27 protein-coding genes and 1 tRNA gene are annotated in these 25,356 nt (G+C 46.8%); 17 read left to right on the top strand and 11 right to left on the bottom strand.

The window, feature by feature from the left end; translation table 11 throughout:
- Positions 1 to 30: 30 nt before the first annotated feature.
- The 4 genes from OWQ48_05340 (at position 31) to OWQ48_05325 (ending at position 6,263) form a co-directional block, all read left to right on the top strand.
- On the top strand, positions 31 to 1,452 hold the full coding sequence (locus OWQ48_05340) for a glycosyltransferase family 2 protein (protein ID MCY0868633.1): 1,422 nt from the start codon (positions 31 to 33) through the stop codon (positions 1,450 to 1,452).
- A 114-nt stretch (positions 1,453 to 1,566) separates the two neighbouring features.
- Positions 1,567 to 4,275, top strand: a complete 2,709-nt coding sequence (locus OWQ48_05335) for an ATP-dependent helicase (protein ID MCY0868632.1) — start codon at positions 1,567 to 1,569, stop codon at positions 4,273 to 4,275.
- A gap of 42 nt (positions 4,276 to 4,317) precedes the next feature.
- Positions 4,318 to 5,058, top strand: a complete 741-nt coding sequence (locus OWQ48_05330) for an ABC transporter ATP-binding protein (protein MCY0868631.1) — start codon at positions 4,318 to 4,320, stop codon at positions 5,056 to 5,058.
- Positions 5,040 to 6,263, top strand: coding sequence for a SufD family Fe-S cluster assembly protein (locus OWQ48_05325; GenBank protein MCY0868630.1), 1,224 nt, complete (start codon positions 5,040 to 5,042; stop codon positions 6,261 to 6,263). The genes OWQ48_05330 and OWQ48_05325 overlap by 19 nt, the downstream gene beginning before the upstream one ends.
- A gap of 68 nt (positions 6,264 to 6,331) precedes the next feature.
- On the opposite strand, the gene OWQ48_05320 is transcribed toward OWQ48_05325, so the two are convergent.
- Both OWQ48_05320 and OWQ48_05315 read right to left on the bottom strand, forming a co-directional pair.
- A complete protein-coding gene (locus OWQ48_05320) occupies positions 6,332 to 6,844 on the bottom strand; it encodes a CDP-archaeol synthase (GenBank protein ID MCY0868629.1) in 513 nt (170 codons plus the stop codon).
- Complete coding sequence (locus OWQ48_05315; protein ID MCY0868628.1) at positions 6,823 to 7,449, bottom strand: AAA family ATPase; 627 nt, start codon at positions 7,447 to 7,449, stop codon at positions 6,823 to 6,825. The genes OWQ48_05320 and OWQ48_05315 overlap by 22 nt, the downstream gene beginning before the upstream one ends.
- A gap of 61 nt (positions 7,450 to 7,510) precedes the next feature.
- On the opposite strand from OWQ48_05315, the gene OWQ48_05310 reads away from it, so the two are divergent.
- The 7 genes from OWQ48_05310 to OWQ48_05280 all read left to right on the top strand — a co-directional run bounded on the left by OWQ48_05310 (position 7,511) and on the right by OWQ48_05280 (position 13,210).
- Positions 7,511 to 8,155, top strand: a complete 645-nt coding sequence (locus OWQ48_05310) for a hypothetical protein (protein MCY0868627.1) — start codon at positions 7,511 to 7,513, stop codon at positions 8,153 to 8,155.
- Positions 8,142 to 9,401 (top strand): Clp1/GlmU family protein, encoded by a 1,260-nt coding sequence (locus OWQ48_05305; protein MCY0868626.1) that lies wholly within the window; start codon positions 8,142 to 8,144, stop codon positions 9,399 to 9,401. Before OWQ48_05310 ends, OWQ48_05305 begins: the two co-directional genes overlap by 14 nt.
- A 4-nt stretch (positions 9,402 to 9,405) precedes the next feature.
- A complete protein-coding gene (locus tag OWQ48_05300; GenBank protein MCY0868625.1) occupies positions 9,406 to 10,686 on the top strand; it encodes a UbiD family decarboxylase in 1,281 nt (426 codons plus the stop codon).
- A gap of 1 nt (position 10,687) precedes the next feature.
- A complete protein-coding gene (locus OWQ48_05295) occupies positions 10,688 to 11,875 on the top strand; it encodes an aconitase X catalytic domain-containing protein (GenBank protein MCY0868624.1) in 1,188 nt (395 codons plus the stop codon).
- On the top strand, positions 11,856 to 12,251 hold the full coding sequence (locus tag OWQ48_05290) for a DUF126 domain-containing protein (GenBank protein MCY0868623.1): 396 nt from the start codon (positions 11,856 to 11,858) through the stop codon (positions 12,249 to 12,251). Before OWQ48_05295 ends, OWQ48_05290 begins: the two co-directional genes overlap by 20 nt.
- On the top strand, positions 12,241 to 12,843 hold the full coding sequence (gene tmk / locus OWQ48_05285) for a dTMP kinase (protein ID MCY0868622.1): 603 nt from the start codon (positions 12,241 to 12,243) through the stop codon (positions 12,841 to 12,843). Before OWQ48_05290 ends, tmk begins: the two co-directional genes overlap by 11 nt.
- Positions 12,844 to 12,949: 106 nt before the next feature.
- Positions 12,950 to 13,210 (top strand): HEPN domain-containing protein, encoded by a 261-nt coding sequence (locus tag OWQ48_05280; GenBank protein MCY0868621.1) that lies wholly within the window; start codon positions 12,950 to 12,952, stop codon positions 13,208 to 13,210.
- Between the two features lie 35 nt (positions 13,211 to 13,245).
- Here OWQ48_05280 and OWQ48_05275 read toward each other — a convergent pair whose 3' ends face one another.
- Entirely contained in the window at positions 13,246 to 13,368 is a 123-nt protein-coding gene (locus OWQ48_05275; GenBank protein MCY0868620.1) for a hypothetical protein, read from the bottom strand.
- Positions 13,369 to 13,487: 119 nt separating this feature from the next.
- On the opposite strand from OWQ48_05275, the gene OWQ48_05270 reads away from it, so the two are divergent.
- Entirely contained in the window at positions 13,488 to 13,628 is a 141-nt protein-coding gene (locus OWQ48_05270) for a hypothetical protein (GenBank protein ID MCY0868619.1), read from the top strand.
- Between the two features lie 107 nt (positions 13,629 to 13,735).
- Here the strand turns inward: OWQ48_05270 and OWQ48_05265 are convergent, their stop codons facing one another.
- Complete coding sequence (locus tag OWQ48_05265) at positions 13,736 to 14,113, bottom strand: hypothetical protein (protein ID MCY0868618.1); 378 nt, start codon at positions 14,111 to 14,113, stop codon at positions 13,736 to 13,738.
- Positions 14,114 to 14,232: 119 nt separating this feature from the next.
- On the opposite strand from OWQ48_05265, the gene OWQ48_05260 reads away from it, so the two are divergent.
- The 3 genes from OWQ48_05260 (at position 14,233) to OWQ48_05250 (ending at position 16,037) form a co-directional block, all read left to right on the top strand.
- Positions 14,233 to 14,502 carry a UPF0147 family protein gene (locus OWQ48_05260; GenBank protein ID MCY0868617.1) on the top strand — a complete coding sequence of 90 codons (270 nt, stop codon included), beginning with the start codon at positions 14,233 to 14,235 and terminating at the stop codon, positions 14,500 to 14,502.
- Between the two features lie 14 nt (positions 14,503 to 14,516).
- Positions 14,517 to 15,944 (top strand): DUF402 domain-containing protein, encoded by a 1,428-nt coding sequence (locus tag OWQ48_05255; protein ID MCY0868616.1) that lies wholly within the window; start codon positions 14,517 to 14,519, stop codon positions 15,942 to 15,944.
- A gap of 8 nt (positions 15,945 to 15,952) precedes the next feature.
- A tRNA-Leu gene (locus OWQ48_05250) sits at positions 15,953 to 16,037 on the top strand.
- A 15-nt stretch (positions 16,038 to 16,052) separates the two neighbouring features.
- Here the strand turns inward: OWQ48_05250 and OWQ48_05245 are convergent.
- The gene (locus tag OWQ48_05245) at positions 16,053 to 16,928 is read right to left on the bottom strand and encodes a DMT family transporter (protein MCY0868615.1); all 876 of its coding nucleotides are present in this window, start codon (positions 16,926 to 16,928) and stop codon (positions 16,053 to 16,055) included.
- A 79-nt stretch (positions 16,929 to 17,007) separates the two neighbouring features.
- Here OWQ48_05245 and OWQ48_05240 point away from each other — a divergent pair, with 79 nt between their 5' ends.
- Both OWQ48_05240 and OWQ48_05235 read left to right on the top strand, forming a co-directional pair.
- A complete protein-coding gene (locus tag OWQ48_05240) occupies positions 17,008 to 17,817 on the top strand; it encodes a slipin family protein (GenBank protein MCY0868614.1) in 810 nt (269 codons plus the stop codon).
- 18 nt (positions 17,818 to 17,835) lie between these two features.
- Positions 17,836 to 19,182, top strand: coding sequence for a serine protease (locus tag OWQ48_05235; GenBank protein ID MCY0868613.1), 1,347 nt, complete (start codon positions 17,836 to 17,838; stop codon positions 19,180 to 19,182).
- Here OWQ48_05235 and OWQ48_05230 read toward each other — a convergent pair.
- The 6 genes from OWQ48_05230 to gcvT form a co-directional block, all read right to left on the bottom strand.
- Positions 19,168 to 20,661 (bottom strand): DUF2139 domain-containing protein, encoded by a 1,494-nt coding sequence (locus OWQ48_05230; GenBank protein ID MCY0868612.1) that lies wholly within the window; start codon positions 20,659 to 20,661, stop codon positions 19,168 to 19,170. The two genes, OWQ48_05235 and OWQ48_05230, sit on opposite strands and share 15 nt — an antisense overlap.
- Before the next feature lie 44 nt (positions 20,662 to 20,705).
- A complete protein-coding gene (locus OWQ48_05225) occupies positions 20,706 to 21,578 on the bottom strand; it encodes a methyltransferase domain-containing protein (protein ID MCY0868611.1) in 873 nt (290 codons plus the stop codon).
- Positions 21,575 to 22,258 carry a deoxyribose-phosphate aldolase gene (deoC, locus tag OWQ48_05220; GenBank protein ID MCY0868610.1) on the bottom strand — a complete coding sequence of 228 codons (684 nt, stop codon included), beginning with the start codon at positions 22,256 to 22,258 and terminating at the stop codon, positions 21,575 to 21,577. The genes OWQ48_05225 and deoC overlap by 4 nt, the downstream gene beginning before the upstream one ends.
- A 65-nt stretch (positions 22,259 to 22,323) precedes the next feature.
- Complete coding sequence (gcvH, locus tag OWQ48_05215; GenBank protein MCY0868609.1) at positions 22,324 to 22,755, bottom strand: glycine cleavage system protein GcvH; 432 nt, start codon at positions 22,753 to 22,755, stop codon at positions 22,324 to 22,326.
- A gap of 48 nt (positions 22,756 to 22,803) precedes the next feature.
- Positions 22,804 to 24,108, bottom strand: coding sequence for a serine hydroxymethyltransferase (locus OWQ48_05210; protein MCY0868608.1), 1,305 nt, complete (start codon positions 24,106 to 24,108; stop codon positions 22,804 to 22,806).
- Positions 24,109 to 24,188: 80 nt separating this feature from the next.
- Positions 24,189 to 25,304, bottom strand: a complete 1,116-nt coding sequence (gene gcvT, locus OWQ48_05205) for a glycine cleavage system aminomethyltransferase GcvT (protein ID MCY0868607.1) — start codon at positions 25,302 to 25,304, stop codon at positions 24,189 to 24,191.
- Between the last annotated feature and the right edge of the window lie 52 nt (positions 25,305 to 25,356).

The following is a 25,356-nucleotide window of genomic DNA, read 5'->3' as shown; positions in this document are numbered from 1 at the left end:
TTAGTGTATCTAAGTCACAGGGATGCTTATATGCCTACAGTAGACACAATAGTATTACTGGAAGCAGTTCTAGCATTAATGATTTCAATACCTCAGCTACTCTTCTACACTACTTACGCTTTACTCTCGTGGAGGGCTCTCAAGTATAAACCTCCTACTCCACAGGGCGGCCGGATGGCCCGTGACATATCGTTCATAATACCTGTTAGAAGAGAACCTGTAGAGTACCTTGATGAGGCAGTTAGATACGTTCACAGCCTGGGTATTCCAGGCTACGAGATTATAGTAGTATCAGATGATGATGAAAGCGTTAAACAAGAGCTCTACAGGAGGCTGGATGAGTGGAGGAGGAGCGGCTTAAATGTATGGCTGGTGTGGAGGAGTATGCCTGTAGGCTTCCGCACTGGCGCCTTGAATACAGGCTTGAATCTCTCGAATAAAGACTACATCTACGTGATGGACGTGGATTCCAGGCCTGAGAAGTGCTTCTTTGATAACGGGGTTGCATTACTCGAGGGCAGCGAGGATACCATAGCTGTGGTGGGTAGATGGGAGCCCTTAAACACTAATTCAAGGCTTGGGGAGGCACTAGGATACTCAATGAAGTTCATAGTTAACGCTATATACCGTGGTAGAAGTAGCCTTGGTTTAAGCGTCTTCCCACTGGGAACTGGAACCCTCTATAAGACTAGAGTTCTCAAGAATGTTCTCGGGGGATGGGATCAAGAGAGACTTCAGGATGACATGGAGATCGGGTCGAGAATAATATACCATGGCTTCAACATAGTATACCTTGACTCCTGTGCTATATACGTTGAAAACCCATCCACCTATAAAGCACTACGGATCCAGCAGTCTAGGTGGGCTTACGGTGCTGCTGATACACTAGTATCAAGGTTTAAGCATATAGTTGCATCCAGGCAGCGACTGCTAGGTAAGATAGAAGCCTTATTCTTCCTCTCACAGTACATTGTACCCTCACTAGTTTTCCTTGGAACTCTAGTGCTAGCAGTCTATACCCTTGTGAACCCCGTGGATATTCTAGCGAGATACCTATACTTGATTACAGCTTTACTTCTCGCCGAGGGGTTATTCGGCTGGTTCTACTATAAGAGCATCAGAGAGTACAATAGCTCAGCGTGGAGGACGCTGGTAAACATGGGAAGGGCATCTGCTGTTACAACAGCTCTCTCACCATACTACTTCTATAATACTATTAAAGCAATACTGAGAATTAAAGTAAAGTATGCTAGAACACCTAAAGGAGCATACCAATGGGAGTATAAGAGGCTTAGAATACCATGGGAGATAATAATTGCAGTATTCTTTGCAGCTAGTAGTGTATGGTGTTTAATGCATGGGGTTGTGGTGACAGGGCTATGGATCCTCGTAAACACGCTGGGGTATGCTTACGTAGCCTACAGGTGGCCCCGGGACGTGATCCTCAGCTAGCCTGCTTAGAGTTCTAGGTGGCCCTAGCATACTACTTCAGCCACGCATTAATGTAGCAATAATAAGCGCTATCTATATACTGGTATAAAGAATAGTGTATATTCTATATAGCAGGTGAGGGAAACGCCAGTAGAATACGCCGTAAACGATTACTCCAGTCGCGAAGTACTAGGGGAGCTGAGACCCTACATCAGAGAATGGCTTATCAAGAAGTATGGTGACTTGACTCCCGTCCAGAGGCGAACCCTACCTCTCGTCAAGAAAGGATTCAATATCCTTGTTTCCAGTCCTACTGGAACCGGGAAGACTCTAGCAGTATTCCTTGGCGTGTTAGACAGCATGTACAGGGAGTATGAGGAGAAAGGTGTTCTACCTGAAGGTGTGCACGTAGTATACGTGAGCCCCCTCAGAGCCTTAAACAACGATATGAGGAAGAATCTACTTGAAGCAGTAGAGGGTATCAGAAGAGAGGCTGAGGCTCTAGGCATCAAGCTCCCCTCAATCAAGATCTCTGTAAGGACAAGTGACACTAGCCCGGGAGAAAAGCAGCGAATGACTAGAGACCCACCCCACATACTTATTACAACCCCGGAGAGCCTGGCGATAGCTTTAAACGCCCCTAGATTCCGCGAGAAGCTAGCTAACACTAGAGTAGTAATTGTCGATGAGATACACGAATTAGCATCCAGTAAGAGAGGAAGCCACCTGGCTTTAAGTATTGAGAGACTAGAGGAGCTCGCTAGTAGACCACTACAGAGAATCGGGCTTAGCGCCACTATATCACCACTAGAAGATGTAGCGTTGTTTCTAGTAGGCTACAAGGATAACGGCGAGCCGAGAGACTGCATAATAGTGGATGCTAGATTCGATAAGAAAATGGATATACGTGTGGTAGTGCCTGTGGGAGATGTGGTTAAAGCTTCAGCCGAAGAAATAAATGAAGCCATATACAGGGAGCTGAAGGAGGCTATAAAAAAGCACCGTTCTACGCTAGTCTTCACTAACACTCGGAGTGCTACTGAGAGAGTAGTATTCAGGCTCAGAAAGATCTTTGAGAAGGAGGGAGTACTAGATGTAGATGATATTGAAGCTCATCATAGTAGTCTAAGCAGAAGTGTAAGACTTGAAGTAGAGGAGAAATTAAAGAAAGGAGAGCTTAAAGCCATAGTAAGCTCTACATCACTAGAGCTTGGAATAGACATAGGCTACATAGACCTGGTAGTACTGCTCAGCTCTCCTAAAAGTGTCACAAGACTCCTCCAACGGGTTGGTAGAGCTGGACACCATATAAGGGAGGTTAGCAAGGGTAGGATTATAGCTGTAGACCGCGATGATCTAGTTGAATCCGTAGTGCTAGCAAAGCTGGCTCTCGAGAGGAAGATAGATAGAGTTCGAATACCCCGTAATCCTCTCGACGTCCTTGCCCAGCATGTAGTAGGCATGGCTTTAGAGAGAAAGTGGAGGCTGGAGGAAGCCTACAGGCTTGTAAGGAGAACTTATACATTCCACGATCTCAGCTACGAGGATTTTCTCTCAGTAGTAAGATACCTAGCAGCTAGGCTGGGCGACTTCTACGAGTATCAAAAAGTCTACTCTAAAATCTGGCTTGACGAGAGCGAAGGGGTCTTCGGGAGGAAGAGGAATACGAGGATGATATACTACCAGAACATTGGTGTTATACCAGATGAGAGTAAAGCAAGCGTCTACACTCTTGAAGGCCGGTATGTTGGAGATTTAGAGGAAGCTTTTGTAGAATACCTTACACAAGGAGACCTCTTTGTTCTCGGTGGACGAGTATACAGGTACTTGTACTCTAAAGGCTTTAAGGTCTACGTGGAGCCTGCTGACGGTCAGAAGCCTACAGTTCCATCATGGTTTAGTGAGATGCTTCCACTAGCATACGATTCAGCTGTAGAGGTAGGGAAGTTTAGAAGGATTATCTCTGAGATGCTTGAGGTACAGGGGAGGGAGAAGACTATTGAATTCCTCGTTAGAGAGTACAGGCTGCAAAAGCATGCTGCTGAAGCAGTCTGCGATTACATAATGGAGCAGAAACTCTACACTAATGGGCTTATCCCTTCAGACAACCTCATATTAATCGAGGTATACGATGAATCCTCCCACAGGAATATAATAGTCCACTCGGTCTTCGGGCGTAAAGCTAATGATGCTTTAGCAAGACTCTACGCTTACACTGTGAGCAGGGAGCTGGGAGTTAACATCAGGCTAACCGTGACTGATACCGGCTTCATGCTTACACTGCCAGGTCATCCAGAGGGTAGATGGCTTGAATGGTTCACTTCAATACCAGTTGAGAGTGCATGGGGGATCCTCGAGAAAGTTGTAAGGAAAACTGACCTCTTCAAGAGGAGATTCAGGCATGTAGCAGCCAGGAGCTTCATGCTACTGAGAAAGTATAGGGATACAGAGAGAAGCGTGGAGAAACTACAGGTGAATGCAGAGGAGCTTTTAAAGGCTGTTGAGGAAATACCTGGATTTCCCGTCCTCAAGGAAACCTACAGGGAGATACTAATGGACTACATGCATATTGATGAAGCAGTAGAGATTCTGGAGAAGGTTAGAAGAGGCGATATAAAGGTAGCGCTAGTAGGCCCGGAGGACGTGCCAAGCCCCTTCGCCCACAGTATAGTAGTACACGGGTACAGCGATGTAGTTTTAATGGAGGATATAAGAAGAATGCTGGCGAAGCTACACGAGCTCGTTGAGAAGAAGCTGGCTGAGCAGGCAGGCTTTAAACCAGTGGGCCACTATATTCAAGTTACCTCGAGTATTCAAGATAAGTCACCCGGCATGCTAGCTTAAACTAGGAGGAGAGTTTATTCCGTTTTACTGAGGTCGGGGGGTATGCTGGAGGTTCAGAATCTCACTGTTGAGGTTGGCGGTAGGATTGTGCTTAGAGGTATCTCGTTATCCATCAAGCAGGGTGAGCTCCACTTAGTAATGGGGCCTAATGGTAGTGGTAAATCAACACTTCTAGCGTCAATAATGGGGTTACCCTACTTGAAGGTGGTGTCGGGTAGAATATACTTTAATGGAAGAGATATCACAGAGCTACCAGCCTATGAGAGAGCACGGCTGGGTATAGCTCTAGCCTATCAAAACCCGCCTGAAATCAAGGGGGTGAAACTCAAGGATATTGCTAGATTCATTATCAGTAAGTTTGGATGCGAGGATTCAGGCTTCGTGTCAAAGATGCTCTCAGTAGACCCGCTACTCGAGAGAGATTTGTTTGTAGGTTTTAGTGGCGGTGAGAGAAAGAGAGCCGAGTTATTCCTATCTCTCCTCCAGTCGCCGAAGCTAGCAATGCTTGATGAACCCGATAGCGGTGTTGACGTAGAGAGCATTGAAAGTATTGCTAGAGTCACCGACTTAATCCTCCGTAAAGGTGGCTCGATACTACTAGTCACTCATACAGGCTTAATGGCTAACAAGCTCAGCCGGATAACCAGTGTTCACGTGCTCATTGACGGATCAGTAGTATACACAGGTTCCCCTGATGAAGTCTTACCCGTGATATTCAAGCTTGGGTATAGAAAAGGGGTGGAAGCACTTAGAGGTGGTAGAGAGTGGAAGGGTATAGTTTAGAGGAGGTTAGAAGAGCTCTTTTAAAGCCAGCTGAGTACGGCCCTGACATTAACCTAGATGACTATTCAACCGGAGAGTCGCAGTCAGCGGAAATTAAAAGTGGGGGAGAGGTTCCCGGAGAAGCCGTGAATGCCGGCGGGAGAATAGGCATAGATGCTTCTTCAGCAGCATACATTCAGGTCAACGAGCTAGCCTTGTACCGTATACTGGAGAGAACGCTTGGAAAGTATGGTGTGAGAATTATGCCTACTCGTCTAGCCCTCGAGAAGACAGAGATTGCTAGGAGCCTCGCGTGGAGGCTCGTGGATCCCAGGAGCGATAAGTACACTGCTTCAGTATTCCTTCATGGAGGCGAGTTAGGCTACTTCATATACGTGCCTAAAGGTGTTAAAGTCCCTATACCCATATACACTTGCCTCGCGATAACCGCGAATAGGAGAATACAGTATGCTCACAACATTGTATTCATCGATGAGGGGGCTGAAGCACACCTGGTAACAGGGTGTAGTGTACCCCATGGTGTCAGTGAGGGAGTTCACATAGGGGTCTCAGAATTCTATGTTTCAAGGAGGGCTAGGCTCACGTTTACAATGATACATGCATGGGCTGAAGGAATGCATGTGAGACCTCGGACAGCAGTATGGGTTGATGAAGACGGCGAGTATGTTAGCTACTACATGATTTACAGTAAGATCGCTAGCCTTCAAACGTATCCTAGAGTCGAGCTCTCTGCCGGCGCTAAAGCCTATCTTGCATCAATAATAGCTGGTAGCGGGAGTGGAGTATATGATCAAGGATCCATGGTGCTGCTGAAGGGGAGGGGGAGCTCTGCTGAAATAATCTCTCGTGTAGTTGCAACTGATAGTGCTGAAGTATATGCTAGAAGTAGTATTGAGGCCTATGAGGCTGAAGCGAGAGGCCATATAGAATGCCTTGGATTACAGCTCTCCGAGAAAGCAGTGGTTTCATCACTACCAGCAATAACATCGAGGAAGCCGGGCTCAATTCTAACCCATGAGGCAGCTATAGGCATGATAGCTGAGAGGGAAATTCACTACCTGATGAGCAAAGGGTTCACTGAGAGTGAAGCTAAATCTGTGCTAGTGAGAGGCTTCATGAGTATCAGCGTGCCGGGCATACCACTACCGGTTAGAAAAGAAGTTGAGAGACTCCTAGATATGATCGCTAAGAACGCTACAGGTTGAAATCCCGAGCCCAGTCCACGGCTAGCAGTATAGACCTGGAAGGCTAATAGCGGGGATGTGAAACACAGCTACAACTTCTCGTCTTTAATGCCAAGTATATAGGCTACATAATTGGTTAACACGTGTAGTATGAATATGAGGATAAGTGTCGCCGCGATGAAGTCTAAGTGTTTAACTACCTCCTCTACACCCAATATGAAGTAGACAAGTGTTATCGTTAAAGCAAAAGAGAGCTGGTCTACTACTGGCAGAGGCCTGCCTGGTGGTATACTCAGCCTGCGCTTCACGAAGGCTCCGATTAAATCCCCGGTCATTGCCGAAGCCCCCGTGATTACTGATAGCACCTGGATCCATGGGTCTCCGAGGATGAATCCTAGTGCTGCCCCAGTGATATATGCATTGACTACCCCTATAGCAAAACCCTCCCATGTCTTGTGTCCACCGAAAACTGGTTTTCCATCGATGAATCGCTTTCCCCCGTCAATCAGCTTAGTACCCTTCACGAGGAGGGGGGATGCGTTAGCAATCATGCCTGGGAGGTAGTATTTCGCAGCCCACACTATGTATTCTCCGAGAGCCATGTAATACCCCTCTCAGTAATCACGTACAGGTATTTTCTTCCACTACCTTCCGGCTTAACTATCCTGGCGTATCTTTTATCGCCCATTAAACCTAGATGCACTACTAGATCCGAGTAGTATTTTAAGACGGATTCACCTACAGGCGTATCTTCCCCCTCCTCAGCCTTCACCTTAGCGGACATGAAGGCTTTACCGCCAGTCTCCTCGACACTTTTTCTCAGAGACGCCATGATGTATGCTAGTTTGGAGAGTGCTCCCTCATTGAGTGCTTTAAGCCTGAAGAGCGAGTTAACGCTATCCACGAAGACTCCCTGAAAGCCCTGAAGGCGGATAAATGTAGCTAGATCTACAAGCTTCTCGAGATCATATACTTCAGTAAAGAGACTCCACTCGTAGTCTTCTGGACTAGCAGCTACTCTCTCGTAGTGGAGTGTCCCCTCAGTTGAAATGTAGATGCACTCCTTGTTCCTGCAGAACCTGCTTGCTATTACTAGCAGCATAATGGTTTTCCCAGCCCCGGCTACACCGTAGAATGTGGCTACTGTAGACTTATCTATGAGTTCATCTATCTCGGGGTTCCCTGTGTATAATCCTATAAAAATCACCCTAAGAGTTAATCATAATATCAGGATATCTAATTAGGATTAAACCTGGTGACCCATAGGCTTGCAGAAGCGCCCGCTGGTGATAGCAGTATACGAGCCTAGATGGTTTATCAGGGTCCTCGATATTCTCCGTGAGAGGGGAGTCTACTTCACTCACTACTACTCGAGCAGTGAAGTACCATACGGTAGCGTAGTGTACACTGACCACCCTTTATTCCTAAGAGAAGCCTCAGAGAGAAAGGATTTACTAGTCGTCTACGACCCAGGCCATGAATGCGTTAACCTGGAGAAGGCTATTCTAGCCAGCCACTTGAAGGAGCAGTATTCCGAGCTTGTTGTAGGCGTTGACCCCGGGAGACGCTTAGGCTACATAGTAATAGGTGACGGCGAGTACGTAATGCATGGGTCAGGAGACTATGTAGACCTCCTCAACACGCTATCCTACGTGGCTAGCTGCATACCCGCGGGGAAGTTAGTTGTGAGAGTGGGATCCAAGCATAAAGGAGTGGAGACCGCCCTCCTAATTAGAAAGGATACTGGGTTAAGAGTTGAAGTTGTAGATGAAGACGATACAACTCCTAACCCTCTTAAAACCGGGGAGATGAAGGTCTTCGAGTCGAGGTTAAGGAGGGTAAAGCCCTACAGGGAGAAGGATGTCTATGCAGCATACAAGATAGCTTTAAAGAAGGGTGTTGAGGTGGGGTAAGATTCCGCGTTTAAGCCTCGCTAGAGGCGAGTTTGTTAAGGTATACGGCCCTATGCATATAACTATCACTAAGGGATCAGTGAGTATCCTCTGGAGGACTTTTAGGGAAGGAGAGAGCCTAGTTGTCCACAAATCGAGAAACTATATTATTGAAGCCTTAGAAGACTCAGAGCTCGATGTTAACATGAGTAATGAATCCACTATACAGCCACTAGATGAACAGGACCCCTATAGGATGAGGGTTAATCTAGCACTAGACGTGGTTTCAAGAGGATTTAAGAGAATAGTGGTTATTGGGGGCACGGATTCAGGGAAATCATCTTTTTCAACTCTACTCGTGAATATAGCTATGTCAACAGGCTTAAAGCCAGGCTTGGTAGACGGTGACCTCGGCCAGTCTAATATAGGTCCTCCCGGGTTTATCTCTCTTGGGGTACCTGAGAAGCCAGTCTTATGGAGTAGCGAGATCCCGGTTTACGCAATGAAGTTTATAGGTGATATACGGCCGCAAGGCTATACCCACGTGATTCCCAGGGAGATAAAGTGGCTGCTTAATCTCGCAGAGTCTGCTGGATGTAATATTACAGTAGTGGATACTGATGGCTGGGTTAAGGACCCCGGCGCCGTATACTACAAGCAACACCTGGTTGAAGTAGTGGAACCAGATGTCATAGTAGTTTTCGGTGAGGGTTTAAGCCAGTACTTTAAGCGGTACAAGTTGATTGGTGTTGAGGTATATGAGCTACCAGAACCCTCAGCAAGAAAAATTCGCAGCAGAGAGGAGAGAAGACTGCTGAGAAGCATGAAGTATAGGGATTTCCTGGCGAACGCGCCTTTAAGGAGGATCCCCATGGACTCCATACTCATTAATGGCCATCCACTATTCCACGGGTACCCTGTTGATGCATCTATGCTTGAAGGCCTAGTAGAGGGCAAAGTAGTCTATGCTTCACGGATCCACGGCGAACTGAACATCTATGGATCTATTAAAGCTGTCAGCAGGGAGGAACTAGCTAAGAAGCTAGGGGTAAGCGAGGTGAGAGTCCATAATTTAGGCTTTGAGAAAGGAGTCTACTGTAGTGTAGGCTCTCTAAGAGGAGGAGACTACCCTTGCCTCCTAGAGAAGCTGGACTTCGAGAGTAAGCAGGTTCTAGTTAGAACAGGATTCCAGGGAAAGATAGATATCTTAAAGCTGTCACCTATAAGGCTTAGAGAAGACTACAGCGAGGAGTACATTGGGGCCTGAGAGCTTGAATCTGAAGACTCTCGAAGAACTAGCCGGCAGGCTGGGTAAAAACATAGTTGACATAGGCTTAGTGGAGGAAGGCTACGAGGTCACTAGAGCAGCATGGAGTAATAGAGATAAGGTCGTAGTCTTCAGAGTAAGAGGTAAAGAATGGATTGTAGGCTACTCGAATCTAGTCACTAGAAGACAGGATTTACATGGGCTCTTCAATTCTAAAAGCGATGAGGAACTATATGGAATTCTAGATGCCGCCTTAAATAAGCCTGCCACTCTGAGAAAAGATGACTTCGACAAGTATTTTAAGCGTGCTGAAGGACTACTTGAAACCCTCCCATTCATAAGGTACTACAGGGAAGACGGGGGGTCATACCTCACAAGCTCTATTGTAATAGCATGCACTAGGGAGTTCTGCAATAGTAGCTTCCACAGGATAATGTATCACGAGAGAGGGAAGGCAACAATTAGAATAGTACCCAGGCACCTCCACTATATTGTCTCAAAGAACAGTGAGGAAGGCCGGGATACCCCGGTGGCAGTAGTCCTAGGTGTTAACCCGTTCCAGGAGATAGCATCAGCTATGACACCGCCTCTAGGGGTATTCGAGATTAGCGTGGGAGCAGCCCTTGGTGGCGGCGACCTAGTCGCTGAGACACCCTTATTCAAGATACCAGTTCCAGTTGACTCCAGCATAGTGGTTGAAGGCTTAATAACACGTGAAAGAGATAGAGAAGGGCCCTTCACAGACATTCTAATGCTAGTCGACGAGGAGCGAATGGAGCCTGTCTTCAAGCCTCTCGCTGTATACGTGTCTAGAGTAGAGGATCCAGTCTTTCATGCAATAGTCCCAGGTTCATGGGAACACCAGTTTCTAATGGGCTTTCCTAGGGAGCCAGTCATATACAGCCAGGTGAAGAAGGTTGCACCAGGCTTAAAGTCTGTGAGGTTAACAGAGGGCGGGTCAAGCTGGCTCCACGTAGTTATCTCGCTGAGACAACAGTCGCCGGGGGAAGCCAGGCTAGCCGGTCTTGCAGCTATAACAGCCCACCCAAGCGTCAAGCACGTCATCGTGGTTGATGACGACATAGATGTAGATAATCCATTAATGGTTGAATGGGCTTTAGCAACAAGAATGAAGGGTTCAGAGGATATAATAGTACTCCGCGACCTCAAGGGGAGCACGCTGGATCCTAGGAGCAAGGATGGAGTAGGAGATAAAGTCGTCTTCGTGGCTGTCAAGCCGTTTAACGAGCCTTGGAGTAAGTATAGGAGAGTCGAGGTCCCGTAGATTGTATTTAACACGCCTCCAGGAAGCCATGCTTAAAGGAGAGTACGGTTGGAGTACTGCTAAAGCTGTAGAGATACTAGTTAAAGTCGGGGAATCCATGGGTGCTGAGAGACTAATTGAGATAGTCCACGCGCACGTCTCCGGTGTATCATTTAGTAATATAGGTGTCTACGGTGCCGAGTTCATTAGAGAGCTCTACGAGAAGGGAGGAAGGGCTAGAGTATACACAACCGTGAATCCTGGAGGCGTGGACTACAGCAGCCTGCAATCAATTATAGATAACAGCTTAATGACCCAGCAGGCTGTAATAGATAGTGCTCTCACCGGGATGGGCTTCAAGCCTGTCTTCACCTGCATCCCATACTGGTATAGGCCCCCGGCTCCCGGCGAGCACTTAGCATGGGGTGAGAGTAGTGCTGTTATAGTAGCAAACTCCATCTACGGTGGATTCACGAATAGAGAAGGAGGACCTGTAACTCTAGCTGCAGCTCTCACAGGCTTCACCTATGATGCTGGACTACACAAGCTGGAGAACCGTGTTATAGAGGTAAGTATTGAGGTTTCACGTGAAGCCAGCGGCTACCCTAGTGGGGCGATCGGCCTCTGGATAGGTGAGAACATCCGTGAGAAACCGTTGCTCACCTTCGCCAGGAGGCTTAGTCTACTAGAGCTTAAAGTTCTGTTAGCAGCGATGGCTGCCTCGGGCAGCCATGCACTGGCTGTTATACCAGGCTGGACCCCTCAAGGAACATACAGTTTGGATGTCAGGGAGAATATAACTATTGAAGCAGGCGATCTCGAGAAGTATATTGGAGGAGAGTACTCGCTTAACGGCGAGATACTAGGGTATACTGGGTGCCCTCATTTAAGCTTAGAGGAGATCATGGAGGTAGCCAGGATTCTAAGGAGGAGAGGCTACCGGGCCCCTAGGAGAGGGAAGCTCTTGATAACAATTCCAGCAGAGTACCCTTCAAGATTTAAGTGGATTGTGAGCGAGCTGGTCTCAAGAGGTGTTGAAATAGCTGCAGGCACCTGCCCGGTAGTATCAGTGCTACGCAGGAGGTACGATGTAGTTGTAACTAATAGCGGTAAGGCTGCATTCTACCTTAGGAGAATACATGGGCTGCGGGTTAAGATAGCAGGGCTTAGAGAGGTGGTTGAAGCTGTCTATGGAGAGCTGGCGGGTTAAAGTAGTAGTCGACGGTGACTGCGAGGGGGAGCCAGTACTCGTAGACCAGTACCTAAGCTTCCTAGGAGAGGTAGAACCTGCTAGAGGAGTTGTGAAAACGGAGGGGGAAGAGGTATCTATTAGTGGTAAAGTCCTAGTATTCAAGGGGAGTAGAGGGAGTACTGTAGGCTCCTACATAATCTACGCGCTGAAGCGTCACGGTAAGTCACCAGCCTGCATGATCGTGAAGGAAGTTGAACCCATACTGATAGCAGGATGCATTATAGCTGAGATACCCCTGCTAATCGCAGTAGACTACGAGGAATTCAAGATTTTTTTGAAAGGAAAGAAGCTGTTGAGGTATAAGCGGGGCTCAGGTGTAATCTATGCTGAATAAGGGATACTTTATAGTGCTAGAGGGGGTTGATGGAGCTGGTAAGACAAGCATAGCTTTAAGACTAGTCAGCGAGCTTAATAGAATGGGGTTCAAGGCAGCCTACACCTATGAGCCAACAGACTCCGAGATAGTTAAAGTAATTAAGTCACGCTACAATAACCTGAGGGACCCATACATAGATGCATTAACCTTCGCGCTCGACAGGCTACTACACATTAAGGAGAAGATTAAGCCTCTCCTCGAGGAGCACGCTATAGTAGTCTCTGATAGATACTTCTATAGTAGTGTAGCCTACCAGTCAGCTAGTGGAGCACCATTCGAATGGATCCTAGAGGTAAACAAGTATGCTCTTAAACCAGATCTAGCAGTATACCTGGATGTGGATCCCCAGGAGGGGCTCTCAAGAAAAGCCAGCGCGTCATCTAGATTCCCTGAGTACGAGGAGGTAGAGTTCCTCAGAAGGGTGCGAGAAGCCTATCTTAGGATGGTGGGGATGGGGTTACTCCTGAGTATTAATGCGTCGAGACCCCTAGAACACGTATACGAGGATGTATGGAGGGCTGTATACAGCTTAATATCACGTGGGATGTAAACTACTTTGACTCTTATTAGATTATTTATACTTACACTTAGTGTGAGAACCTCTGGTAGCGTGGCCTCCATGGTAAAGAATAGATAAAGCGTGTGACTGGATTACTATGGCTCGTGAAGACTTAAGTGTTGCATACAGCATCTTCAACAGTGATCAACATGCTGCATCGGTCTTCTACGCTGAGCTTGCATCGCAGAAGGCGGTGAAGGCATTAATAGCTGCTTCAGGCTTTGAGCCTGGTAAGACACATAGGCCGACAGTTGTGTTAAAAGCTTTAATCTCCAGTAGAATTGTTGACTTACCGGTTCCACTATTACTTCTTCAACTAGGTGTTGCTTGTAGTATATGGAGCCGGGGGGGTCCTTAACCCAGCCACTTTATCTCTCTTGGAGTCACGTGGGTTTAGCCTTGTGGCCGTATATCACCTATAAACTTCACTGTGTAAACCGGGATCTCGCTACTCCATAAGAGAATTGCGAGAGGTGAGGAGAAACCATTTCCTGAAAGCGATATAGGTGTGCTCATTATAGTAGAAAGCCTTCCTGAAAAACCCCTCTATTAGGTGGTTTACTACTCTAGAATATAAGGCTGACATAGGGGTAATAGAAGATATATGGTTAACACCTCGAGAACTTCTAGGCGCAGTGGAAGGAGGTTGGGGTGTAATACTAGATGCGCTAGCTGATGGAATAATAATGTATGATAAAGAAGGATTACTGATGAAAGCAAGGGAGATAGTAATGAAGAAGTATCAGAGAATAGGAAGAGAATGGAGGATATGCTAGACGATCACTTACCTGGTAGACTTATGAGGTAGTAAACTCTGAACTACAATCTCTCTACGTGAATACCGGCTTCAAGCCACTGGAGGATAGAAGCTGTAAGATTAAAGCTATGATCTTGAGGGGGGAATGTACTGCTCTTTTCTCAGCATAGACTTCAGCCTTTGGACTCTCTCTAGCACCTCAAGCCATTTCACGATGTCAGCGGCATCTACGTCTACTTCCTCCACTAGTGAGCTTACAGCTTTAATAGCTGCTGCCTCCACTCGATCGAGGAGTGCTGACAACGAGGTCTTAGAGTATACTTCTTTAACCTCTTCTTCTGTTCTAACCACGTGTACTTTACCGTGGATAGGGCATACGATCTCACCACTCTTCAACTTGAAGAGAGGGAGGTTGCATCCCTCAACAGGACAGGTCTCCGGGAGCATTACTGCACCGGACTTAAGGAGTTCAGCCATGATTTTAACTGGGTCTTTTGATGACACTTAAACCACCTCTAAGACTACATTAACATAAGCTTAAAGCTTAATCAAGATTTTAATTTGGAGGTTGCAACTCAATTGAATCTGATAATAAGTAAAGCTGTTGTGGAGAGGTGGGAGGCTTGAGCCGGGCTCCTGACAACGAGGTTAAATTAAGGAGCGCTATATACCTTTTAATGAGTATTATTAATGATACTGCTGTTCCAAGAAATATTAGGAGAGCTGCTACTGAGGCGTTAAATCATTTACGCGATGAGCGGTATACTCTTGGAGTTAGAGCAGCGAACGCTGTAGGAGCATTAGACCAGGTAAGCCAGGATCCAAACATGCCTTTAAGCGCTAGGACAAAGATATGGCAGGTTATAGCAATACTCGAGACAATACATGATTAACGAGGCAGGGCCGGTTGATTCGGGTTAGAGTTAGAGGCATATACTCTACGGCAATAACTAAAATGCTCGCCGAGAAAGGGTATAGGATAGTCCAGGCTAGCGAGAAGATTATGAGCAGGCTGGGTTTAAGCTTCGATAACTCACCTAGTGATGTAACAGTCAAGGACAGCGATGACGGCGACGGAGTAATAGTAGTGGGCTTCCCAGCTGAAACCAGAGAAGTATTCGACTACCTGACCAACATGATACCCTACACTATTAGAGCCCTATCGAAGATAGAACTGTATTCAGTCTACCTGGCTAAAGTAGAGGAGAATAAGGGTGGAGAGTGCACTGTAGACGCTGGTGACTTTAAGGCACAGGTCACCCCGTGCTCTGAGAGACCCGGTGGAAAGCTCATAATAGGTGTGAGAAGGGCCCCCTTATACCCTGGTGAGAGGATAATTGTATCGAGGAGCTTTAGGCTTACAGGCCGGCTAGTAGCATTAATCCACGGTGACTCGAGAGTATATTTCTCGAAGCATATCAGGGATCCTGAGTTGAAGGCGAGGCTAACAGCTATTGCAGCCTCACGCATCGCCGGTAGTGGTCTCGGCGTGCACTTCAGGAGTAGCTCTCGGTTTGCTGGAGTCGAGGATGTACGAGCTGAAATAGACTTCCTGCTAGGAGAATATAGTAGACTGCTATCCCGGGCTAGAGATTCAGAACCCCCGCTTAAACTGTATAGTGGAGAGCTGGTAGGCTATATAGGCTTCACTAGCCTTTCGAAGAGCTTCCTCGATGAGGTGAGAAATACCATAGTGCCGACTGTAATAGGGCATCACTCTCTTCGCTCCATGAACCTCGGGGATCTAGTGGAGCTAGCAGAGCATGCCATCACCTACGGGTGCGATAGAAGTAACATCTCAAGAAGCCTACTGGAGTATGTTCTCCTCAAGATTAGAGAGAAAAATGTAATTCATATTAGGCACATCAAGCCTACAGGTGAAGTATTAGAGTTAACTCCCGGGAGAATTGAAAGTGTGGTTGAAGCACGTGGATCCAGGAGGATACTAGTTAAGCGTGTTATAGCTGGAGGCGGATTCTATGACGGCTTGAACGTGGAGAAGAAGCCGGGTGATGTTGACTACGCGCTCATCCCTCTAGGTGAATCCTTCATCTCGCACAACTACTATAGAGATGGCGTGTGGCTGGGCTCGTACATAAACGTCAACACTCCACCCGAGGTTTCCCCGGGACTTTTAAAGTATCACGACCTTCTTGTGGATGTAGTAGTATCACCTCAGTTAGAAGCTAGGATTATAGACGTAGATAGACTTGAAGATGCCTGCTCGAAGGGATTGCTCAGCCATCAGCTATGTGATCACGCGATGAAGACGGCTGAGAGTATAGCTAGGGATCCAGCTCTCTACCTTTATAATCCAGCAAGTTTAATTCAGTGATTCACGGTGCGGGGGTGCCCGAGCTTGGTCAAAGGGGTCGGGCTCAGGACCCGATGGCGTAGGCCTGCGTGGGTTCAAATCCCACCCCCCGCACTAAAAGCTGCTGGGTTACTTGTATAATACTGAGAGAGCTATTGAGAGAGCCACGAGTACTCCTCCAGCTAGCTCGTTTCTACTAACCTTTCTACCTCCAGTTTTAAGGGAGAAAGCTTGGCTTAAGACTGGTACAGCTGCTGTAGCTATCGTAGCCTGTGATACATCAATGTACTTTAGTGACTCAAAGTAGAGTGTGCCTCCCACTAGGTATCCTGTTAAACCTGTAAGCATAGTGTACTTAAGCTTCATAGGTGCTTTAACTAGTACTTCTGTTAACCCGTATCTTCTAATAGAGTAGGCTAGCAGGAGGACACCAGATACTAGGAGCCTAGATGAAGCTAGTGCTAGCACATCCAGGTTAAGCCTGCCCACGTAGATCCATGCGAGAATACTCCAGATAGCCCAGAAGAGATTAGCTAGTAGCGCCGCAATTAATCCACTCCTATTAACTGTTAGAAGCATTCCTCTACCATACATCGCGGTATAAACGCCTGCTACAGCTATTAGAACTGGGATCCATGCAAGTAGACTTCTAGAGCCTGGTAGTAGAATCTGCTTAAAAACAAGTGTTGTAGCAACATAAGAGTAGCAGATTACAACAGCCAGAGATGGCCTCAACCTCCTAATTGCTAGTAGGTAGAGAGAGTCACCTACCACTATACCTGTTAACCCGATTACAGTGCCAGCAGCCAGGTACTTAACGGGATTAGCGAGTAGTTCCCCGAGTGATAGAGGGAGGAGTAGTAAGCCGGCTAAAAGTGCTCTCAGCCCGTTAGCTGTGAAGCTACTATAGCTATCACTATCCATCGATATGAGTAGGGGTGTAAGAGACCATAAAACCACACTGATACTCACATAGGTTAAACCAGTAAGCACGTCTAGCGCCATTACTACCACCGAGTTTAACGGATGGTTTTAGGTAGTTTTTTAAGCTGTGAATTCAGAATATATTAGCTTGGTGTACATGATGGAATTAATCACGCTAATACTTCTTGTGGTATTCCTGCTCTTTATAGTTATTCCACTGCTCTCAGCTTCTATTAAAATCATAAGAGAGTATGAGAGAGTCGTGGTCTTCAGGCTAGGGAGGCTTGTAGGTGCTAAAGGGCCGGGGCTAATCTTCGTAATACCATTCATAGACCAGGTGTCTAAGATTGATTTAAGAATAGTTACAGTTGATGTACCCAGCCAGGAGGTCATAACCAAGGATAACGTGAGCGTTAAGGTTGACGCTGTAATATACTACAGAGTAATTGATCCAATAGCAGCTGTAACCAAAGTAGCCAACTACCACTACTCGGTAAGCCTGCTCGGGCAGACCGTGCTGAGAGATGTTCTAGGGCAGTCAGAGCTAGACGACCTCCTTGAGAAGAGGGAAGAACTCAACAAGAAGATAACAGGGATTCTCGATGAGCTAACAATGCCCTGGGGGATCAAGGTGTCATCTGTGACAATCAAGTCCGTAGAGTTGCCTGAGGGATTAATGAGAGCTATGGCTAAGCAGGCGGAAGCTGAGAGGTGGAGGAGAGCCAGGATCATAGAGGCAGAGGGAGAGAGACAGGCATCTCAGATCCTAGGTGAAGCAGCAAAGATATACGAGGAGCACCCGGTTGCATTAAGACTCAGGGAGCTTCAGACTCTAATCGAGGTTGCCAGGGAGAAGGCCCTCGTAGTTGTAACAGAGACTGGCGCTTCACCCACGGGATCCATGATAGGCGTATATAAGGCTTTAAGGGAGATGGAGAAAGGGGCTGGAGGAGAAGAGAAGAGCAAATGAAAAAGGGGCGGTTAAAGAGTGTACTGGAGGAAGCTACTGTTTTTTCTTCTATTGATACTACAGCTCGCAGTGATTACTGCTACACTATCATTAGCGTCTGGAAGCGAGTCCTCCAGTACTGTAGTTGTAGATAAAGCTATACTACTCGATATAACTCCGCCATTCGACACTATTGACAGCGGAGTTGCTGAGTGCTTCAAGGAAGCATTGAAGACAGCTGAAGCATCCGGCTCTCTGCTAGTATACCGTGTGAACTCTTATGGAGGGCTTCTTGACGCAGGCTTTGATATAGGTGATGCAGTAATGCACTCGAAGATACCTGTTGTAGCATACGTGGAGAGCAAGGCTTTAAGCGCTGGCACGCTGATAATTCTGCCAGCGGATATCATAGTCTTACAGAAAGGGTCAACCATAGGAAGCATGCAGCCTGTTATAGTGGATCCACTAACAGGGAGCATACAGTTCGTTAATGAATCGAAGATACTTAACCCGATAATAGAGAAGGCGAAGACCTATGCTACTAGAGGCAACAGGAATCAGAGTGTAATAGAAGACTTTGTAAGGTACGCTTTAACACTGAACTCCTCGAAGGCTGTCGAGCTGGGTGTAGCAGACTTAGAAGTCGACAGCTTTAGCGACCTGCTGGAAGCCTTAAGAGGCATGCATGTAAAGCTCGGCGGCACCGAGTACGTTTTGAATGTATCATCAATGAAAACGTTTAGCTGTAGTATTAGATCTAGATTCATATCGCTTCTCTCCAACAGCTATCTTGCAAACATTCTTGTCACCATAGGAATGCTTGCATCAATATTTGCTTTAGTTGCAGGTAAACTATCCATCCTCCCATTGACAATCGGGTTACTCTTACTCGGCTTAATAGGTACAGGCTTAAATGCCAACATAGTATCGGTATTCCTTATTCTCCTAGGGTCGATATTACTTGCAGTAGAGATGTTCGTGATACCTGGTTTCGGCGTGGTAGGTGTAAGCGGGATAATACTCTTAGCTCTTGGATTCATGCTGCTGCCGATGTATGTGCCAGTAGGCATTATACCTGCTGAGGAGTATATTACTACCCTAAGAGTATATTTGATCACGGTTTCAACAATACTTGGTGGTGTATTCGGTGTTGTAATCTACAAGGTGGTTGCAGTGAAGCGTAGGAGGCCAATTGAATTCCTCCCAAAGGGGAAGAAGGGGAGAGCACTTGATGAATTAAAGCCTGGTTCGGTAGGCTATGTGATGGTTGAAGGAGAGTATTGGAGGGCTGTCTCCGAGGAGCATGTAATGCCCGGTGAGGAAGTAGTTGTAGAAGATGTGCTTGAAGGCGGTTTATTGAAGGTGAGAAAACTAGTTAAGAATTAAGTGTATCCTTGCCTCTGGGTCGCTCTCCTCAAGCTTGAAGGAGACAATGCTCCAGTATCCTTTGAGGTCAATAGTGTTCTTGCCTTTACTGAGAGCTATGGTATCCTGTTCTAGAAGCTCTGGTGGAAGGCTTAGATCATAGTGGTAGACTACCAGCTTATTAGGTTTACTCAGGTAGGCTACTAGACGAGGCTCCCTGTAGCCTGTTAACGGTATCCCCCCGAAATAGCTATTATTGATCATCCATCCGTAGACCTTGAATACTAAGGGAGGCGGGCTACCAGTAAGCAGTGCATCCTTCCTGATAAACATTAATCCTTTGACACCAGCGTCCACAGGCATGGCGTCCCGGCCTCCTAGATTAGGAGCTGAGGAGTAGCCTAGAATAACTTCATCCCCCTTCACTGTCATACTGGTGACTCTTGCCCCTAGAGCTGCAACTATCCTGGCTTCAGGTGGAGTTATATACACTAGTACCGAGGGGCCTACAATAGTATTATAGTATCTTGCCAGCGAGACTGACTGGCTGCCGGGCTCCTCGAGGCTTAGACCAAAGCCGTGGAGGAGGCCGTGAGTGTAGGCGTTAAAGGGGGCTAGTATACCGCCTCCAAGTATAATAGCGTTGCTTCTATGAGGTGCATATGGGTTTCTACCAAAGTCGAAGAGTCTTACGAATCTGGGTTCCTCGATCCAGGGTTCAACAGGGTTGCCTACAAGCACTCCACCCCGGATGAAGTGGAAGTATCTTGTATACGCGCTTACAGCATAGCCGCTTCCCCGTAGTTCAACCGGGCCTCCATCAACAGATATCCTGCTCCAGGATTCAATAGTGTGCTTTAAGAGCCTGCCGTTAACTAAGTCTACGCATTGAACTCCATCTATACCGCGCCTCCAGTCAGGCTGCATGTCAAAGCACGCATAGTCGAGGAACAGCGAGCCTTTCAACCCGGGTGTATCGCTAATTACAGTAGGCTTTCCTCCTCTACGTGGAAGAGAGTATATACCTAGATTCACGTGGCCATCAGCTCTTCCTAACAGGAGTCTATCACCTATTGGGTCATATATGATCTGGGAGATCTCGCCTGCCCACTTGTATTCATCGTGAATGCTTTCACTCCACAGTAATCGAATACTGTGCTCTGAAATATTGTATACGTGGACGTGACTATACTTGTTCCTGAAGTCTATTTCACCGGAGCCGTTAACTTTACCTTTGAATACTGCGGGATTGTGAACCCATCCACCAAAGAATATCTCGTCATCCACGAAGTCAACGGCATTATATGTGTCGCCACCGGAGGACGGCCCTGGCCCTAGATACTGGAATCTATATACTTCTTCAGTATCATCTCCACGAGAGAAGAATGCTTCAGCTTCCATGGATACTGTATAGTAGAGGACTCCTTTATGGTATGTTAACCCGAATATCCCGCCACTACCCCATTCAGGCCCATATCTCTGAGGATAGTAGTACCTCACGTTGCATCACACTACTTATACTTACAGGGTAGTGAATTAAAAACTTACTCGAAGTAAATACTTGATGCAGGCCTTGTAATACCCTTATCTATAAGCCCCTTATACCTTCTTCCATTAATGTACTTTACTTTTACGTTTCTAGCTGCTAGTCTTGCATCAAACTCCTCTGGGGTAATTAAGCCTGGGTTAAATGCATCAGATGCTACTATGAAGTTAACGTTTAATCCGAAGCTGGGTATCCATGTATCGTATTCAACTATGTACTTGAATACTTTTTTCACGTTTTCGAGAACATAGTCGTACTCCCTCGGGTAGAAGTAGCTGCTTCCAGCTTGTGTTGCTATCACCCCGTTTTCTCTAAGCACCCTCTTAACCTCCCTGTAGAAGTCCTCACTATAGAGGGGTTTAGCTGCATCGCCAGCGTAGGGGTCTGTTAGATCCATTAATACTACATCGAAGTATCCGCTTGGGGCCTCTCTTACATACCTGGCTCCATCCATTATGACTACTCTAGCTCTTGGGTCGTTGAAGCTTCCTTGATGCATGTACTCGAGGTATTTTTTCGAGAACTCTACAACTACGGAGTCTATATCCACCATTACAGCTTCCTTCACGGTTGCATGCTTTAATACTTCTCTGAGGGTTGCGCCTTCACCTCCTCCAATGATTAGTATCCTGGATGGAGCAGGATGCACTATCATGGGGGGATGGACGAGCAGCTCGTGGTATAAGTATTCATCCAGCTCTGTGCTCTGCACAAAGTTATCTATGACGAGTGCTCTACCGAAGCCCTCGAGCTCTACGAGCATTACCTCCTGGTAGGGTGATTTCTCCACTGCGTACACCTTGGTTACATGGAGCATCATTCTAAACTTTCTGCCGGCAGGCTCAACTAAGTATAATCCCTCACAACTCATGTTCTCCCCTCTTTAATCGCTATAAAGTCCTCTACTATCTTATCGCCTGAGCTCGACCCGATCCTAGATGCCCCGGCCGCTATTAATGCTAGCGCGTCGAGCCCGCGTCTTATACCTCCTGCAGCCTTCACGCCTATCCTACCGCTTGATGCCTTGTATAGCAGGGTGACGTCGTGTACTGTTGCACCTGTACCTAGGAATCCCGTTGACGTTTTAACGAAGTCTGCTCCTGATGAAACAATAATATCAGTTGCCTTCTTCTTCTCCTCATCGCTCAGTAGCCCGGTTTCAATGATTACTTTGACTACTTTCACGCCACTTGATTTAGCGGCTTTCACGACTTCCACGATATCTTTTTCAACATACCTGTAGTCCCTGGACTTGAACAAGTTTATGTTCATCACCATGTCTACTTCACTAGCGCCTAACTCAGCTGCTTCCACGGCCTCAGCGACTTTCACCCTGGTGGACGTGTTACCTAGTGGGAAGCCTACTACTACTCCAACTTCAATTGTTCTCCCGGCAAGCTCTCGAACCCTATCTACAAGTGAAAGCGGTATCATGAGTAGCTTAAACCCGTATTTCCTAGTATCCTCAATGTATTTTTCAAGCATCCTTAAATCAGCATCCGGCTTGAGTAGTGTGTGGTCAATCATGCCTGCCAGGGTTCTAGCATTCATTCTCTCCACTAAGTCTTCAAGCAAGCCTGACACCAAGACTACCTTCTAGAGTAAAAGTATTTACATTAATGCTGCTGAATTCTCCTCTTAATTGACTCAGCGTATTTTTCAGCGTCGAGTAGCTGCGTGTACTCGCCTGGATTAGAGGGTTCTATTACAGCTATCCAGCCTTCACCATAAGGGTCTTTATTAATGAGCTCTGGAGCAGTTAGCAGTTTCTCATTAACCTCTACAATTCTTCCGCTTACAGGCGCGTAGTATGATGATGAAGATTTAATTGAGTCTACAATGCCTAGTTCTCCTCCTTTCTCTACAGTCCTCCCTACCTCAGGTAGCTCGACTGATACTATATCCTTGAGTTCCTTCTGAGCGTAGTCTGTTATACCGATCTTCACGCGGCCGCCCTCGAGGAGGGCCCATTCATCGCTCTCAGTGTATCTTCTATCAGTTTTAATAATGTACTTTCTCCCTTTAACCTCTACTGTGATCTCGCTCATAGTATCCACCTGCCAGGCTACATCGTGTATGCGGAAGCTAGATAAAAACTATTTTTCTGCGTGGAGCATTATCTTCAATAATTTAACTTCATCTTCTCTAGTTAGCTTGAAGCCGTAGTGAACTTCAATATAGTTTCTCCTGAATTCTATAACCTTCTCTCTAACTTCAACTGGATCCTTCTTGTCTATGAGAACCATTCTAATGAAGCCTGCTATCTCCTTCATTTCGCTCTCCCTCATACCCCACCTGGTTAGCTCCTGTGTTCCAAGCCTTAAGCCGCTTGGATCCTTGACGTCCTCGGGTTTATCCCATGGCAGCATATTCTTGTTGACTATTATGTACGCTTCTTCAAGTTTCTTGGCTGCCTTTGTTCCCCTTCCTAGATCAGCTACATCTACAACAACCTGGTGGCTTGAAGTATAGCCTTTCGACTCCATTACTACTTTTAATCCTTCAGCTGCTAGGGCTTCTGCTAGAGCTTTAGCGTTTCTAACAACCTGCTTAGCGTACTCAGCTCCCCACAGCTTCATCTCGATTGCTGTTACAGATGTTGCAGCAAGCCTGTGGAGATGGTGGTTTGAAACGAACATTGGGAATACTACTTTCCCGATCTCCTTGTAGTCTTCTTCACTAGCTGTCGCTATAATACCTCCCTGTGGCCCTGGGAATGTTTTATGTGTTGATGAAGTAATTATATCGGCACCAAGCTTTAACGGGTTCTCCCACACTCTCCCTGTGATCAAGCCTAGAACGTGGGCGACGTCGTGTACTACTTTAGCGCCCACGCTGTGAGCAGCTTCAGCTATCTCCTTAGTTGGATGCGGGAAGAGGTAGAGGGAGCCTCCAAGTGTTACGATTTTAGGTTTAACCTCCTCTATGAGCTTCCTCGCTTTATCTACATCGATATTCCACTCCTCTATGTCGAATGGCATGTCGATTTGCTCTATGCCTAGTGCTCCTAGAGTCCCGTACCTCGTATGGCTGACGTGAGCACCTGCCTGTACAGGTGCTACTACAGCTTTATCCCCTGGCTTCGTGAATGCTCTGAAAGCTGATGCATTAGCCGTAGTACCGCTTATAGGCCTTAAATCAACGTACTTAGTGTCGAGGAGCTTGCCCATTAACTCTTGGGCTTTGACTTCTAATTCATCAACGTAAGTGAGTCCCTGGTAGAATCTCTTGAATGGCTTGCCTTCAGCATACCTGTGCATCATGTCATTTAAGTATACGAGCATAGCTAGAGGCGACATCACGTTCTCGCTTGCAATCAAGTTTACTGTTTGGCGCTTACGCCATATAGTGTGATTTATTGTGAGATCTAGTACCTCCTTAAGGTCAGGGTACATCTCCATTAGAGCCTCGAGGCCAAGCGACTCGCCGGACTCGTATGCCATATCCTACACCACTGTATCTACTTGTCTACCCCCTATAACTACCTTTGCTTCTGGATGAAGGGGAAGTCCACTATTCTAGCAGGATACTTCTTTCCTCTAATATCTACTTCAACCTCCTCGCCGAGCAACGCGTACCGGGTGTCAAGGTAAGCCATTGCAATACCTCTATTCAGGATAGGCGAGTACGCGCCACTAGTCACCCATCCAATCCATAAGTCCTCTACGTGGACACTGGCTCCCTGGCGAGGGAAGAGTCTACCAGCCTCCTTCCCCATCTTCAAGCCGACTCTCACCCATCTCACGCCTTCACGCCTGCAAGCTCTTAATGCTTCCTCGCCGATGAACCCCTTCTTCCCCCATGTAATAGCTCCCATTCCATACCTAAGGCTTACAGCACAAGGGTATCTGACGGGGTCCTCCCCATACTCGTGTCCTCCGAGAACAAACCCCATTTCAATGCGTAGTGTATCTCTAGCGATCAACCCGGCGGGCTTTACACCTCTCGAGATTAAAGTATCTACCAGCCTCCTGATCTCTCCGTGATCCCCCCATATCTCGAATCCATCTTCACCCGTCCACCCGCTTCTACTGACAAGGAATACTCTAACACCATGGATCTCCTCATTCAACCGGAACTCGAGGGGTTTTAAGTCCCCAGCCCACTTAGCACCTAGATCCTCTAGGATTTCTGCTGCACGAGGGCCTTGAAGAGCTATCATGGAGTACGTGAAGGTTAAGTCGGAGATTTCAACCTTAAAGTTCTTCTCTCTTCTTACAGCCTCAAGGTGCCCTAGCATTGCTTCTCTAGCTAGAGCATTTACAACTACCAGCCACTCTTCATCGCTTATCTTGTATAGCATTTCATCATCTTTAACTCTAGCCCACTGGTTTAAAGCTAGGGTTGGCCCGCTCATAAAGTACTCTCTCGTCTTACTGATATCCCTGGTGTAAACGTACTGTGCTAGAGGTAGCGCGTCAGGTCCTTTTAGTGATATCCGGCCCATATGGGATACATCGAAGAATCCAGCGTTGCTTCTCACGTTAACGTGTTCTTCAAGCGCGTTGGTAAACCTGTAAGGGACCTCCCAGTCACCGAAGAAGCCTGTCTCAGCTCCTATCCCGGTATAGTATTCGAGTAATGGTATCCTAGGCATGCACTACACCACTACCTATATATCGATACATAGCATAAATATTTACAGGACA

Source organism: Desulfurococcus sp. (assembly GCA_026626905.1).
Taxonomy (GTDB): Archaea; Thermoproteota; Thermoprotei_A; order Sulfolobales; family Desulfurococcaceae; genus Desulfurococcus.
The sequence above is the reverse complement of the archived record's forward strand: the minus strand, read 5'-3'. Positions and strand labels throughout refer to the sequence as shown.